The sequence below is a fragment of the Leclercia sp. UBA5958 genome (assembly GCF_002430365.1).
Taxonomy (GTDB): Bacteria; Pseudomonadota; Gammaproteobacteria; order Enterobacterales; family Enterobacteriaceae; genus Enterobacter; species Enterobacter pneumoniae.
Genome location: NZ_DJCE01000012.1, coordinates 219,886 through 234,478 on the forward strand (window position 1 = coordinate 219,886; position 14,593 = coordinate 234,478).

Annotated in this window: 13 protein-coding genes; 9 read left to right on the forward strand and 4 right to left on the reverse strand. The window is 58.6% G+C overall.

Annotation, left to right across the window (positions count from 1 at the left end; translation table 11 throughout):
- Window positions 1–7 precede the first annotated feature (7 nt).
- From B2Q93_RS19370 to B2Q93_RS19410, 9 genes are all read left to right on the forward strand, one after another.
- Window positions 8–370 (forward strand): SFCGS family glycine-rich protein, encoded by a 363-nt coding sequence (locus B2Q93_RS19370; RefSeq protein ID WP_002437459.1) that lies wholly within the window; start codon window positions 8–10, stop codon window positions 368–370.
- Window positions 371–372: 2 nt separating this feature from the next.
- Entirely contained in the window at window positions 373–672 is a 300-nt protein-coding gene (locus B2Q93_RS19375; RefSeq protein ID WP_040077441.1) for a DUF4312 family protein, read from the forward strand.
- A gap of 22 nt (window positions 673–694) precedes the next feature.
- Window positions 695–1,471, forward strand: coding sequence for a DUF4311 domain-containing protein (locus tag B2Q93_RS19380; protein WP_040077439.1), 777 nt, complete (start codon window positions 695–697; stop codon window positions 1,469–1,471).
- Window positions 1,472–1,484: 13 nt separating this feature from the next.
- A complete protein-coding gene (locus tag B2Q93_RS19385; RefSeq protein ID WP_006179056.1) occupies window positions 1,485–2,126 on the forward strand; it encodes a DUF4310 family protein in 642 nt (213 codons plus the stop codon).
- A 42-nt stretch (window positions 2,127–2,168) separates the two neighbouring features.
- On the forward strand, window positions 2,169–3,302 hold the full coding sequence (locus B2Q93_RS19390) for an amidohydrolase/deacetylase family metallohydrolase (protein ID WP_286934100.1): 1,134 nt from the start codon (window positions 2,169–2,171) through the stop codon (window positions 3,300–3,302).
- Window positions 3,286–4,404 (forward strand): DgaE family pyridoxal phosphate-dependent ammonia lyase, encoded by a 1,119-nt coding sequence (locus B2Q93_RS19395; protein WP_286934101.1) that lies wholly within the window; start codon window positions 3,286–3,288, stop codon window positions 4,402–4,404. Before B2Q93_RS19390 ends, B2Q93_RS19395 begins: the two co-directional genes overlap by 17 nt.
- Entirely contained in the window at window positions 4,401–5,141 is a 741-nt protein-coding gene (gene dagF / locus B2Q93_RS19400) for a 2-dehydro-3-deoxy-phosphogluconate aldolase (protein ID WP_286934103.1), read from the forward strand. Before B2Q93_RS19395 ends, dagF begins: the two co-directional genes overlap by 4 nt.
- A 115-nt stretch (window positions 5,142–5,256) precedes the next feature.
- The gene (locus tag B2Q93_RS19405; protein ID WP_286934104.1) at window positions 5,257–6,393 is read left to right on the forward strand and encodes a lactonase family protein; all 1,137 of its coding nucleotides are present in this window, start codon (window positions 5,257–5,259) and stop codon (window positions 6,391–6,393) included.
- Window positions 6,394–6,412: 19 nt separating this feature from the next.
- Window positions 6,413–8,323, forward strand: coding sequence for a BglG family transcription antiterminator (locus B2Q93_RS19410; protein WP_040077433.1), 1,911 nt, complete (start codon window positions 6,413–6,415; stop codon window positions 8,321–8,323).
- Here the strand turns inward: B2Q93_RS19410 and nrdG are convergent.
- The 4 genes from nrdG to treB form a co-directional block, all read right to left on the reverse strand.
- On the reverse strand, window positions 8,320–8,784 hold the full coding sequence (gene nrdG / locus B2Q93_RS19415; protein WP_286934105.1) for an anaerobic ribonucleoside-triphosphate reductase-activating protein: 465 nt from the start codon (window positions 8,782–8,784) through the stop codon (window positions 8,320–8,322). The two genes, B2Q93_RS19410 and nrdG, sit on opposite strands and share 4 nt — an antisense overlap.
- Window positions 8,785–8,924: 140 nt before the next feature.
- Window positions 8,925–11,063, reverse strand: coding sequence for an anaerobic ribonucleoside-triphosphate reductase (gene nrdD, locus B2Q93_RS19420; protein ID WP_286934107.1), 2,139 nt, complete (start codon window positions 11,061–11,063; stop codon window positions 8,925–8,927).
- A 373-nt stretch (window positions 11,064–11,436) separates the two neighbouring features.
- Window positions 11,437–13,092, reverse strand: a complete 1,656-nt coding sequence (treC, locus tag B2Q93_RS19425; RefSeq protein WP_286934109.1) for an alpha,alpha-phosphotrehalase — start codon at window positions 13,090–13,092, stop codon at window positions 11,437–11,439.
- Window positions 13,093–13,140: 48 nt separating this feature from the next.
- A complete protein-coding gene (gene treB / locus B2Q93_RS19430) occupies window positions 13,141–14,559 on the reverse strand; it encodes a PTS trehalose transporter subunit IIBC (RefSeq protein WP_286934420.1) in 1,419 nt (472 codons plus the stop codon).
- Window positions 14,560–14,593 lie beyond the last annotated feature (34 nt).

Consider the following 14,593-nt stretch of genomic DNA (forward strand, 5'->3'; position numbering starts at 1 on the left):
CAACACAATGGAACAAATTACTGTGGTTATTGGCGATCGTCTGGGTAAAGGCCAGAAAGTGGCGGCAGGTGTAGAGAAAGCGGGCGGTCGTGCAGTGGTTGTACCGGGCGTTGCGGCGGATATGAAGCTGGGCGACGTCATGAAAGCGGAAAACGCGACCTTCGGGATCTCTTTCTGCGGCAGCGGCGGCGCAGGTGCGATCACCGCGCAGACCAAATATGGCTACAAAGCGAAATACGGCATGCGTTCCGTGGAAGAGGGCGTGACCGCCATCAACGAAGGCTGCAACGTACTGGGCTTTGGCTTTATGGATAAAGAAGAGCTGGGCGAGCGTCTGGTTCAGGCGTGGCAGAAGAAGCACGGCGCATAAACATGAAAGAGCAATTCACCACCACGGTGAGAGTGAAAGGCAAGGGCGAGGCCAAAGCGCGCGCCTTTGCCGACGCGCTGAACCACGTTCAGGCCGCGGTGATGAAAGCATCGCCGCATATCTTACTGCGTATTGAGCCACAGGACGTGCAGGTTGTTCAGGCGCAAGAAGCGGTGCGGAAAGAGGCGTTTCTGTTCTTCTTTCTGCGCCGGGAAAGACGCACCTACAGCGTGGAGCTGGATGTGACCGTCAACGTGACTGCCATCAATCTGGACCAGGTGGACTTTGTCACGCAACGCTGATTCTTACTAATAGGGCAGACTAATGTTCCTGATAATTTTAATAAAATCGCTCATCATCGGCGGCCTGGTTGGCGTCGGCGTAGGCGCCGGGGCTGCACGCATGTTTCATGCGCCTACCACACAGGGTATGGGCGCGTTTCGTACGTTGGGGGAACTGAACTCCTGTGAAGGAGATCCGGCGTCTCACTTCTCCTTTGGGTTAGGCTTCTTCTTTAACGCCTGGGCCTCTTCCGTCGCAGCAGGCTCCTTCACGCAGGACGTTGACCATCGCATCATCCCGAACTGGGGCGCGGCTGCGCTGATGATCAAAAACCGTAACGTCGGCGAAACGCTGCACGACCCACGCAAAATGGCGATTGCCTGCGGCGTGATCGGCATGCTCGTCGTGACCTTCCTTAACCTGACCGCCTCTTCCGTTCCCGCCGCGCTTCAGGTCACCGCCGTGAAGGTGCTGGTCCCTGCGGCCAACCTGCTGGTGAACACCGTGATGCCGGTGATCTTCTGGCTGGCGGCCATCGACGCGGGTAAAAAATCGGGCTTCTGGGCCACCGTGTTTGGCGGCGCAGCGCAGCTGATTATGGGTAACGCCGTACCGGGTCTGGTGCTGGGCATCCTGATTGGTAAAGGCGTGGAAGAGAGCGGCTGGAACCACGTCACCAAGGTGATGATGGTGGCTATCGTTCTGCTGTTTGTGCTGAGCGGCTTCTTCCGCGGCTTCGACATGAAGATGATCGAATCCTTCCATCTGACCGTGCCGAACTGGCTCGACATGATCCACAACTCGCTCAGCGGTAAATAACAGGAGCCTCGATATGGAACAGAATAAAGGTTTTTGGTATGCCGACTGGTCGTTCCCGATCTTTGTTGGCCTGCTCTCCTCCGGCGTCTTCGCCGGGACGCACATGTACTATCTGTACGGCATCGGCGCCTTTAACGAAGTGGCCTTCGTGGCGATGCTGAAAGCGGGAATGGATACCGGCGTGTACGGCGCGGTTGCCGCGTTCGGCGCCAGCTTCCTGTTCGCGCGCATCATTGAAGGGTCGCTGGTCGGTATTCTGGATATCGGCGGGGCGATCCAGACCGGCGTAGGCCTGGGTGTACCGGCGCTGCTGCTGGGCGCGGGGATTATGTTCCCGGTGACCAACTTTATCGCCGCCCTGATAACCGGTCTGGTGATTGGCCTGGCGATTGGCTACGTCATCATTCTGGCGCGTAAGTTCACCATCAACCAGAGCAACTCCACCTACGGCGCAGACGTGATGATGGGCGCGGGTAACGCCTCTGGCCGCTTCCTCGGACCCTTGATCATTCTTAGCGCCATGACCGCCTCCATTCCGATTGGCGTGGGTTCACTGCTGGGCGCACTGCTGTTTTACATCTGGCAGAAGCCGATTACTGGCGGCGCCATCCTCGGTGCGATGCTGTTGGGCTGGCTGTTCCCGGTCGCCCTTTAATACCCGCGGGCGCTTCGGCGCCCGCTCCTTCAGGAGATACGCATGTTTGATTTACTCCTGCGCCGTGCGCGCCTTACCGACGATACCCTGACCGATATCGCCATTCAGGACGGGAAAATCGCGGCGCTGGGCGAAATTGACGCTCCCGCACGTAAAACAGTCGAGCTGAACGGCGATGTGTTTGTCAGCGCCGGCTGGATCGATTCTCACGTTCACTGCTACCCGAACTCCCCCATTTACCACGACGAGCCGGACAGCGTCGGCATCGCCACCGGCGTCACCTCGGTGGTAGACGCAGGCAGTACCGGGGCCGACGACGTTGACGATTTCTACGCGATTACCCGCAAGGCCACAACCGAGGTCTTTGCCCTGCTGAACATCTCCCGCGTTGGGCTGATCGCCCAGAATGAGCTCGCCAATATGGCGAATATCGACACCGGGGCGGTAAAGCAGGCGGTAACACGCCACCCCGATTTTATCGTTGGTCTGAAAGCGCGCATGAGCAGCAGCGTGGTGGGCGACAACGGCATTACGCCGCTGGAGCGCGCGAAAGCCATTCAGAAAGAGAACGGCGATCTGCCGCTGATGGTGCACATCGGCAACAACCCGCCGAACCTCGATGAAATTGCCGAACTGCTGAGCAGCGGCGATATCATTACCCACTGCTACAACGGCAAGCCGAACCGCATTCTGACCCCCTCTGGCGAGCTGCGCGCGTCTATCACCTCCGCCCTGAAGCGCGGCGTGCGACTCGACGTCGGCCACGGCACGGCGAGCTTTAGCTTTGAAGTGGCGAAACGCGCCATCGCGATGGGCATTCTGCCGCACACCATCAGCTCGGATATCTACTGCCGCAACCGCATCAACGGCCCGGTAGGCTCACTGGCGAGCGTGATGTCGAAATTCCTCGCCATCGGCATGTCGCTGCCGCAGGTGATCGCCTGCGTGACCGAAAACGCCGCCGACGGCCTGCGCCTGACGCGCAAAGGGCGGATTGAACCGGGTCTCGACGCCGACCTGACGCTCTTCACCGTTAAACGTCAGCCGACGCTGTTGACCGATGCTGAAAACGACAGCCTGCAGGCTGAACATATTCTGGTGCCGCTTGCCGCTATCCGCGCGGGCAAGGGCTACATGACCGAACAAGGGAGCACGGAACATGCCTTCGATTTTTGAAAAGTACAATTTAAAGCAGGTTATCAACACCTCTGGCCGTATGACGGCGCTGGGTGTCTCCACGCCGCGCCCGGAGGTGGTGCAGGCGGCGATGGACGGCATGAATCAGTACTTCGAAATGAAAGACCTGGTGAACAAAACCGGGGAGTACATCGCAAAGCTGCTGGACGTGGAAGGGGCGACGGTGGTTTCCTGCGCCTCGGCGGGTATCGCGCAATCCGTGGCGGCGGTGCTGGTCAAAGAGAGCGACTGGCTGCTGGAAAATCTACACATCACCCCGATTGAGAACAATGAAATTGTCCTGCCGAAAGGGCATAACGTCAACTTCGGCGCGCCGGTCGGCACCATGGTAGCGCTGGGCGGCGGCAAGCTGGTGGAAGCCGGCTACGCGAACGAGTGCTCCGCCGATCAGCTGGCAGCGGCGATCACCCCGCGTACGGCGGCGATCCTCTATATTAAATCTCACCACTGCGTGCAGAAAAGTATGCTCAGCGTCGAGCAGGCGGCGGTGGTCGCCCGTAAACACGATCTGCCGCTGATCGTTGATGCCGCCGCGGAAGAAGATCTGCATGTCTATTACCGCTCCGGCGCGGACCTGGTGATCTACAGCGGCGCGAAGGCAATCGAAGGCCCGACCAGCGGCCTGGTGATCGGCAAAACCCAGTACGTCGAGTGGGTGAAACGACAGACGGCGGGCATTGGCCGCGCCATGAAGGTGGGTAAAGAGGGGATCCTCGGCCTGACCTGCGCCATCGAACACTACCTGACGGCGACGAAAGAGAGCGGGGCGGAGATGGTGGCGAAGATGATGCCGTTTATCGATGCGCTCAACACCCTGAACGGCGTCACGGCGCGCGTAGTCTGGGACAGCGCCGGACGTGATATCGCCCGCGCAGAAATTAAGTTTGACGAAGCCATTACCGGCGTCGGCACCGGTGACCTTGTGCACGCCCTGAAACAGGGCGAATACGCCATCTACTTCCGTGGTTACAAGGCCAACGAAGGGATTATCGAGGCGGACGTGCGCAGCGTGAATGCTGACCAGCTGAATATTGTGTACCGCCGCATTAGCGAAGTAGTAGGACAGGAGAAAAACGCATGAAACTGACCCCCAATTTTTACCGTGACCGCGTCTGCCTCAACGTGCTGGCAGGCTCCAAAGCCAACGCCAGCGCCATCTACGAGGCGGCGGAAGGCCACGTTCTGGTGGGCGTGCTCTCCAAAAATTATCCGGACGTAGACAGCGCGGTTGCCGACATGCGCGAGTATGCCGCGCTTATCGATAACGCGCTTTCCGTGGGGCTGGGGGCGGGCGATCCGAACCAGTCTGCAATGGTGAGCGAAATCTCCCGTCAGGTGCAGCCGCAGCACGTTAATCAGGTCTTTACCGGCGTCGCCACCAGCCGTGCGCTGCTGGGGCAGAGCGAGTCCGTGGTGAACGGCCTGGTCTCGCCAACCGGCACCGTCGGCATGGTCAAGATCTCCACCGGCCCGCTGAGCAGCGCGGCACCGGACGGGATCGTCCCGGTTGAAACCGCCATTGCCCTGCTGAAAGATTTCGGCGGCAGCTCCATCAAATACTTCCCGATGGGCGGTCTGAAGTGCCGCGATGAGTACACCGCGGTGGCGCAAGCCTGCGCCCGTCACGACTTCTGGCTCGAGCCGACCGGCGGCATTGATCTGGAAAACTTTGAGGCGATCCTGCAGATTGCTCTGGACGCGGGCGTGAGCAAGATCATTCCGCATATTTACAGTTCGATTATCGATAAAGCCAGCGGCGATACGCGCCCGGAAGATGTGCGCACGCTGCTGGAGATGACGAAGAAGCTGGTGAAATAAAAACTGCCCCTCACCCTAACCCTCTCCCAAAGGGAGAGGGAACCTTTACCCCCTCTCCCTTTGGGAGAGGGCCGGGGTGAGGGGAAACAAACCGCACAAACCCAAAGGAGCCACCATGCACACCCGCAACCTGCTCGTCGCTTCACTCTCGTTACTCGCTACTACCGCCGTCGCCCAGACGCAGTACGCCTGGGTGGGAACCTACAACCCGAACGGTGAAGGGCTGTACCGCTTTACCCTCGACCCGCAAACCGGCGCGCTCGCGAACAAAACGCTGGTGAGCAAGCTGCCGAACGCCGCGCAGCTGACCGTCTCGCACGACGGCAAAACGCTCTATCTGGCAAGCGAGGTGGAGCAGGGGGTAGTGCAGGCGCTGCGCATCGGTGATAACGGCGATCTGAGCGAGTTAAATCAGGTGGCTTCCGGCGGCGCGGGGCCGGTCTATCTCGCTCTGACGCCGAACGGTCAGCATCTGCTGGTGGCGAACTACGTGAGCGGGTCAATCGCCGTTTTACCGGTGAAGGCGGACGGCAGCCTGGGTGAGGCCACGGATACCCACCAGGATAGCGGTGAACCCGGTGCGGCCAAACCCGAGGCGGCAGTGGAAGGCAGCTTCGCCATTAGCGATCACAATGGTCCCCATGCGCACATGATCGCCGCCGATCCGAGCGGGAAGTTCGTGTTCTCCACCGATCTGGGGCTGGATCGGATCTACCAGTACCGTTTTGACGAGCAAACCGGCAAGCTGACGCCCAACGATCCGCCGTTCATTAACGCCTCCTCGAAAGGGGCCGGGCCGCGCCACTTCGTCTTCACGCCAAAAGGCGATGCCCTGTGGCTGATTAACGAAGAGGCCTCGACGCTGACCCATTATGCGCTGAACAGCAACGGCCAGCTCAAAGAGGGCAAAACCCTCTCCGCCCTGCCGGAAAGTTACAAAGGCACCAGTTTTGCCGCCGGGCTGGTATTAAGTGCTGATGGAAAGCAGCTCTACGTGGCTAACCGATTGCATAACAGCATCGGGCACTTTACCGTAACAGCCGATGGCACGCTGACGCACCGGGACGACGTCTGGACGCGGGGTGATTATCCGCGCACCCTCACGCTTGATAAGCAGGGACGCTGGCTGTACGTCATGAATCAGCGCAGCGATAACATTACCCGTTTTCGCGTGGCGCAGGACGGCAAGCTCCGCTTCGAGCCGGACTATACCCCGGTCGGCAGCCCATCCCAGATGGTCATTTCACCTTAAGCTGTAAGAGGACATCCCCGTGCGATTCCCGAACCAACGTTTAGCGCAACTTTTCGACCTGTTGCAAAACGAGACGCTGCCGCAGGACGAACTGGCGCAGCGGCTGTCGGTCTCCACGCGAACCGTCCGTGCTGATATCACCGCCCTGAACGCGCTGCTGGCGAGCCACGGCGCGCAGTTTATTCTGAGCCGTGGCAATGGCTATCAACTCAAAATTGACGACGCCGAGCGCTATCAGCAACTGCAGTCATCTCACCCGCGCGCGCTGCGTATTCCGCGAACCGGGCCGGAGCGGGTGCACTACCTGGTGGTGCGTTTTCTTACCTCGGCTTTTTCCCTCAAGCTGGAAGATTTGGCTGACGAGTGGTTTATCAGCCGTGCCACCCTGCAAAGTGACATGGTTGAAGTTCGGGAATGGTTTACCCGCTATAACTTGACGCTGGAGACGCGTCCGCGCCACGGTATGAAGCTGTTTGGCAGCGAGATGTCCATTCGCGCCTGCCTGACCGATTTGCTGTGGGAACTGGCGCAGCAGGACGGCCTGAATCCGCTGGTCACCGAGGTGGCGTTGAACGCGGGCGTTCCGGAACAGCTGGTGGCCGTACTCCACGATACGCTGACCCGCCATCACATCCGCCTTACCGATGAGGGGGAGCTGTTTGTCCGCCTCTACTGCGCGGTGTCGGTACGTCGCATCAGCGAAGGCTACCCGCTGCCGGAGTTCAGCGCGGAAGATGTGGAAGAGAACGTGCGGGATGCCGCAAAGGATATTGCCGCGGCGATAGCGCTTCTGGCGGATAAAGCGCTGGCCCCCTCCGAAGAGAACTGGCTCTGCGTGCACCTTGCCGCGCGTCAGATCCAGGATATCGCCCCCAGCGCCATTAATGCCGACGACGACGAAGCGCTGGTTAACTATATTCTGGGTTATATCAACACCCATTATAACTACAACCTGCTCAGCGATGCCCAGCTGCATGCGGATCTGCTCACGCACATCAAGACCATGATCACCCGGGTGCGTTATCAGATCATGATCCCCAACCCGCTGCTGGATAACATCAAACAGCACTACCCGATGGCCTGGGATATGACTCTGGCTGCCGTGTCGAGCTGGGGCAAATATACCCCCTATGTCATCAGCGAAAACGAAATTGGTTTTCTGGTGCTGCATATCGGCGTGGGGCTGGAGCGTCACTACAATATCGGCTACCAGCGCCAGCCGCGGGTGCTGCTGGTGTGTGATGCCGGTAACGCGATGGTGCGAATGATCGAAGCGGTGCTGCAGCGCAAATACCCGCAGGTGGAGGTGACCCGCACCGTGACGCTGCGCGAGTACGAGCAGAGTGAGGCCATCGCCGAAGACTTTGTTATCTCTACCGCGCGTATCAGCGAAAAAGCCAAGCCGGTGGTGCAGATCGCCCCCTTTCCGACCGATTATCAACTGGAGCAGATTGGCAAGCTGGTGCTCGTGGACCGCACCCGCCCGTGGATGCTGGAGAAGTATTTCGACGCCGCTCATTTCCGCATTATTGACCAGCCCATCGACCAGCAGACGCTGTTCCGCCAGCTGTGTGAACAGCTTCAGTCAGAAGGCTTTGTAAACAGCGAATTTCTCGACTCGGTGATTGAACGTGAAGCCATCGTCAGCACCATGCTGGGCGATGGCATAGCGCTGCCGCACTCGCTGGGTCTGCTGGCGCAAAAGACCGTGGTCTATACGGTGCTGGCCCCGCAGGGGATCCAGTGGGGGGATGAAACCGCGCACGTTATCTTCCTGCTGGCCATTAGCAAAAGCGAGTACGAAGAGGCGATGGCGATCTACGATATTTTCGTCACCTTTTTACGCGAGCGGGCGATGGCGCGGCTGTGCGGCTGCGGTGATTTTGCGGCATTTAAAACGGTGGCGGTGGAGTGCCTGAGCCGCTTTTAACGCAGATGATGAACGACCTGGTTGCTGCTGCCGCGCCAGATCAGCGACGGGTCTTTTAAATCCTGCACAAATTTGCCGTCCACCAGCACGTTAATTAGATCTACCACTTCCCGCTGGGCGTTGTTCAGCTCATCCAGCTTATAGCCCGTCCAGACCCAGATGTCTTTGCCGCTGCACTCGCGGCGGATTCGCTTCACCAGCTTCAGGATCTCTGGCACATTCTGCGGGTGAAGGGGGTCACCGCCGGAGAGGGAGATCCCCTGACGGTGAATGCGCGTGTCGTTCAGATCCTTGATGATCCGATCTTCCATCTCTGCCGTAAACGGCATGCCTGAGTTCAGACGCCAGGTGCTTTTGTTGTAACAGCCGGGGCATTCGTGAACGCAGCCTGCCACAAAGAGCGTGCAGCGGGTGCCGGGGCCGTTGACGATGTCGACGGGGTAGTACTGATGATAATTCATAGGTTTAACCTGATGCCCTCACCCCGGCCCTCTCCCACAGGGAGAGGGAGAAAACCGGCGACAGGCATAACAACGTGCTCGATCGGTTCCCTCTCCCTTGAGGGAGAGGGGTAGGGTGAGGGGGAGAACCCGGTAAAAACTCAACCGAGCTGCCCATTCCCCAAATGCTTCACGCGGCGCTTCACCTCTTCCTGCTTCCCGGCGTTGAACGGACGCGCATCCGGGCTGCCAAGATAGCCACACACACGGCGGGTGACGGACACCCGGGCGGCATCGTGGTTACCGCATTTCGGGCAGGTGAAGCCTTTGCTGGTGCACTCAAACTCACCGGTAAAGCCGCACTCATAGCACTCGTCGATTGGCGTGTTAGTACCGTAATAGGGCACATGCTGATAGCTGTAATCCCACACGTCTTCCAGCGCCTTCAGGTTGTGCTGAATGTTCGGGTACTCGCCGTAGCAGATGAAGCCGCCGTTGGCGACGGGCGGGTAGGCCGCTTCGAAGTCGATCTTGTCGTACGGGTTCACCTTCTTCTCCACGTCAAGGTGGAAGCTGTTGGTGTAATAACCTTTATCAGTTACGCCGTCGACCACGCCAAACTCCGCGGTATCCAGGCGGCAGAAGCGATCGCAGAGGTTTTCGCTTGGGGTGCTGTAGAGGCTAAATCCGTAGCCGGTTTCGTCTTTCCACTGGTCAACCGCGTCGCGCAGACGCTGCACAATCGCGACCCCTTTGGCGCGCAGGGCCTCGCTGTCATACATGTGCTTGTCGCCAAACAGCGCGTTAATGGTTTCATGAATGCCGATATAGCCCAGCGAAATAGAGGCACGGCCGTTTTTGAAGATCTCCGCGACGTCGTCATCCGCTTTCAGGCGCACGCCGCATGCCCCTTCCATATAGAGAATGGGGGCGACACGGGCTTTTACCCCTTCCAGACGGGCGATACGGGTCATCAGGGCCTTACGCGCCAGGGTCAAACGGCTCTCCAGCAACGACCAGAACGCCGCTTCATTACCCTTCGCCTCCAGCGCGATGCGCGGTAGATTAAGGCTAATCACGCCCAGGTTGTTACGCCCGTCGTGGATCTGCTCGCCGTTTTCATCTTCGTACACGCCAAGGAAGCTGCGGCAGCCCATTGGCGTTTTGAACGAGCCGGTAACCTTAACGACCTGGTCGTAGTTGAGGATGTCCGGGTACATACGCTTACTCGCGCATTCAAGCGCCAGCTGTTTGATATCGTAGTTGGGATCGCCAAACTTATGGTTCAGGCCGTCGCGAATGGCGAAGACCAGCTTCGGAAACACCGCCGTTTTGCGGTTCTTGCCAAGGCCCGAGATGCGGTTACGCAGAATTGACTGCTGGATCAGGCGCGACTCCCAGCTGGTGCCGAGACCAAATCCGAAGGTGACAAACGGCGTCTGACCGTTAGCGGTGTGCAGGGTGTTCACCTCATATTCCAGCGACTGGAAGGCGTCGTAGCACTCTTTCTCGGTGCGGGAGTGCGCGTAGCCCTCTGCATCCGGGATCTGCCACTCCTGGGCGACTTTGCGGTGCTTCTCAAAGCTTGCCGTTACGAACGGGGCCAGCACTTCGTCAATGCGGTTGATGGTGGTACCGCCGTAAATATGGCTGGCCACCTGGGCGATGATCTGTGCGGTGACAGCGGTGGCGGTAGAGATGGATTTTGGCGGCTCAATCTCGGCATTGCCCATCTTGAAGCCCTGGGTCAGCATCCCTTTCAGATCGATCAACATGCAGTTAAACATCGGGAAGAAGGGGGAGTAATCGAGATCGTGATAGTGGATCTCGCCGCGCTCATGCGCCTGCACCACGTCACGCGGCAGCAGGTGCTGACGGGCATAGTGTTTGGCCACGATCCCGGCCAGCAGATCGCGCTGAGTGGGGATCACTTTGCTGTCTTTGTTGGCGTTTTCGTTCAGCAGGGCCGGGTTGGTCTGCTCCACCAGGCCACGGATCTCCTGGTTCAGGCGGCCACGCTTCTCGCGCTGGATATCACGGTCGTGGCGATACTCGATGTAAGCGCGCGCCAGCTGCTTATAAGGGCCGGACATCAGCTGGTTTTCCACCGCCGTCTGAATCTCATTGATATCGACCTGGCTGCGGCCGTTCATCTGGTTACAAACGACGTCTGCGACGGTGGCGCAATAATCTGCGTCATCGACTCCCGCTGCTTTAGCTGCACGCAGAATAGCTTCCTGAATGCGCTCTGATTTGAACGGCACTTTACAGCCATCACGTTTCATCACATGCGGTGTCATGATCACTCCATTTTATCTATTTATAACTACCGGTTATCCACAGAGGTGGAGAAGTATGCACTGGGCGCAATGGCACAGGGCCCAGCGACTTCCCGCGTTACCCACAGTTGTTATCCACAATTTCTTGTCATCTTGTTGTTGAAAGCGTAGACGCCTAATACAAGATGTTGGGTTGGCGTGCATTTTAAGTGCTACATATAGTGATTTGCATCAAACATGTTTGCGATTTATTTGATTCAGGACAAAGCAAAAAGACGAGCGTACAAATGGCGGGCGTTAGGACGATTGTAAATATGCAGAGAATAAAGCTGATTAAATATTCAACAAAAACAGCATAATAAGCCGGGGTAATTATTACGCCCGGCCTTCTGGTTTATGACTGCAGCCACCATACCGCTTCAAACGGGCGCAGCGTCATGGCAGCAGGATGGCTGGCCGTTTCGCTATAGTTGCTTATCACCGTCTGCCATTCCCCCTCTGCGGCCTCGGGCTGCCAGGACTGGCATGTCCGGCTCAGGTTGGCGACCACCATTAATGTTTCCCCCTGCCACTGACGGCGATAACACCAGAGGGAGGGATGTTCGGGCAGCAGGTCCTGATAATCGCCCCAGGTCAACACTGGCATCGCTTTGCGCAGGGCGATAAGCCGCTGGTAGGTATAAAACACCGAATCGGGATCGTTAAGCGCCGCCTGCACGTTGATGTCGCGGGTGTTATCGCACAGGGCAATCCAGGGTTCGCCCCCGGTAAAGCCCCCATTGAGGCTGGCATCCCACTGCATCGGGGTTCGGCTATTGTCGCGGGATTTGCTCGCCAGAATCGCCAGCAGCGCGTCCGCATCGTGTCCGGCGGTGCGCAGCCCGGCAAACATATTGTGGCTCTCTACGTCGCGATAGTCGGTAATGCGGGTAAAGTGCGGGTTGGTCATCCCAATCTCTTCACCCTGGTAGATGTATGGCGTGCCCTGCATACCGTGCAGCACCATCGCCAGCATCTTCGCCGCCGGGACGCGATACTCGCCCTCGTCGCCAAAGCGGGAGACGATGCGCGGCTGATCGTGGTTACACCAGAACAGCGCATTCCACGCCCGGTTGTGCATCCCCTGCTGCCAGTGGCGGAAGAGGGCTTTGAGCGCCACGTAATCGGGTTGTGCCAGGGTCCACTTCTCGCCGTTGGGATAATCCACCTTCAGGTGGTGGAAATTAAAGGTCATGGACAGCTCGCGCCCGTCCAGCGCGGCATACTGCTGGCAGTGCTCCAGCGTGGTGGATGACATCTCACCCACCGTCATCAGGTTACGCGGCGTAAAGACGTCGCGGCTCATCTCCTGCAAGTAATCATGAATGCGCGGCCCGTCGGTATAGAAACGACGCCCATCGCCCAGCTCGTCGTCCGGGAAGGCCTGGTCCTTCGACACCAGGTTAATGACGTCGAGGCGCAGCCCGTCCACGCCGCGATCGGCCCAGAACGCGCAGACTTTTTTTAGCTCGTTACGCACCGCCGGATTTTCCCAGTTGAGATCGGCCTGCTCAGGGGCAAACAGATGCAGGTAGTACTGCTCGCTCTCCGTATGCCAGCGCCAGGCATTGCCGCCAAATTTAGAGCGCCAGTTATTGGGGAGCTGATCCGGGGTGCCGTCGCGCCAGATATAAAACTGTCGGTACGGACTCGCTTTGTTGAGCGACTCGCGAAACCAGGCGTGCTGCGTGGAGGTGTGATTGAAGACCATATCCAGCACGATGCGAATGCCGCGGGCGTGGGCGCCGGCGACCAGCTCATCAAAATCATCCAGCGTGCCGTAAGTCGGGTCGATGGCGGTATAGTTCGCCACGTCGTAGCCGTTATCCACCTGCGGGGAGATATAAAACGGGGTGAGCCAGATGGCATCAACGCCCAGCGTTTGCAGATAGTCGAGACGCTGCGTCACCCCGCGCAGGTCGCCGGTGCCGGAGCCGGTGGTGTCCTGGAAGCTTTTTGGATAGATCTGGTAGATAACGCCGTTTTGCCACCAGTGGGGAAGGGTAGTCATAATACGTTCCTGCAAATGCGAAGGGGCGCAAGGGCGCCCCGAAAAGAGTTAAATAATCTGCAGCGTGCCTTGACGGAACTTGCGCTGATACATCACGGTGGTTAACGCCATTGGCACGATAATGGCCACCGCCATCGCCAGCGCGAACACCTGCCAGAAGTCTGGCTGAATGGAGAGGATACCCGGCAGCCCGCCCACGCCGATGCCGTTCGCCATCACGCCGTTCAGGCCGCACAGCAGCGCCGCCAGACCTGAGCCGATCATGGCGCACAGCATTGGGAAGCGGTACTTGAGGTTGATGCCGTACATCGCCGGTTCAGTGACCCCCAGATAGGCAGAGATGGCCGCCGGAACCGAGATTTCGCGTTCGTTATGTTTGCGGCTCACCAGAATAATGCCGGTCACTGCCGAAGCCTGTGCGATGTTCGACAGGGCAATCAGCGGCCACATCGGGGTACCGCCCATGCTTTGAATCATCTGCATATCAATAGCGAGGGTGGTCTGGTGCACGCCGGTAATAACCAGCGGTGCATACAAGAAGCCAAACAGCGCGGCGCCCACCGGCGCGAAGCTGCCGATCATCAGGTGACGCATCGCCCAGGCGACGCCGTCGCCGATCATCCGGCCAAACGGGCCGATAAAGGCATGCGCGAGGAAGACCGCCAGAATCAACGACGTGACCGGCACCACCACCAGATAGAGGTAATCGGGCACCATGCGTTTTAAACGGGCTTCAATCATGCCCAGCGCCAGACCAGCCAGCAGTGCCGGGATCACCTGCGCCTGATAGCCCACTTTAGCGATGGTGAACAGGCCGAAGTTCCAGACTTCCGGCACCTGCTGACCCAGTAAGTAAGCGTTCATTAACTGCGGAGAGACCAGCGTGATGCCCAGCACGATCCCCAGAATGGGCGTCCCCCCCATCTTGCGCACCGCCGACCAGCAGATGCCCACCGGCAGATAGAAGAAGATGGCTTCGCCGATCAACCACAGAAAGTCATTGATGCTTTGCAGCGTCGGGTAGATCTGCACCAGGGTCTTGCCGTCGCTCATCGGCACATCGCCAATCACGTTGCGGAAGCCCAGAATCAAGCCGCCGCTGATCAACGCAGGCAGCAGCGGGAAGAAGATTTCGGCGAAATGTGAAATGAGCTGTTCATGCCACTTCATATTCTGTCGCGCCGCTTTTTTGGCCTGCTCTTTATCCGCTGACGCGTGGCCGGTCGTGGCGAGCAGGGCTTTGTAGTAATCGCCCACCTCGGTACCAATCACGACCTGGAACTGCCCGGCATTGGTAAAGCACCCTTTCACCATCGACAACTCTTCAATGGCCTTGGGGTTGGCTTTGGCCGGATCGTTCAGCACGAAGCGCAGGCGGGTAATACAGTGGCTGACGGTGGCGATGTTTTCACGTCCACCAACCAGTACGATCAGTTGATCAATATCGTCTTGTTTTACTTTACTCATCATGAAGCCTCATGACACAGGTGTAGGGAAGGAA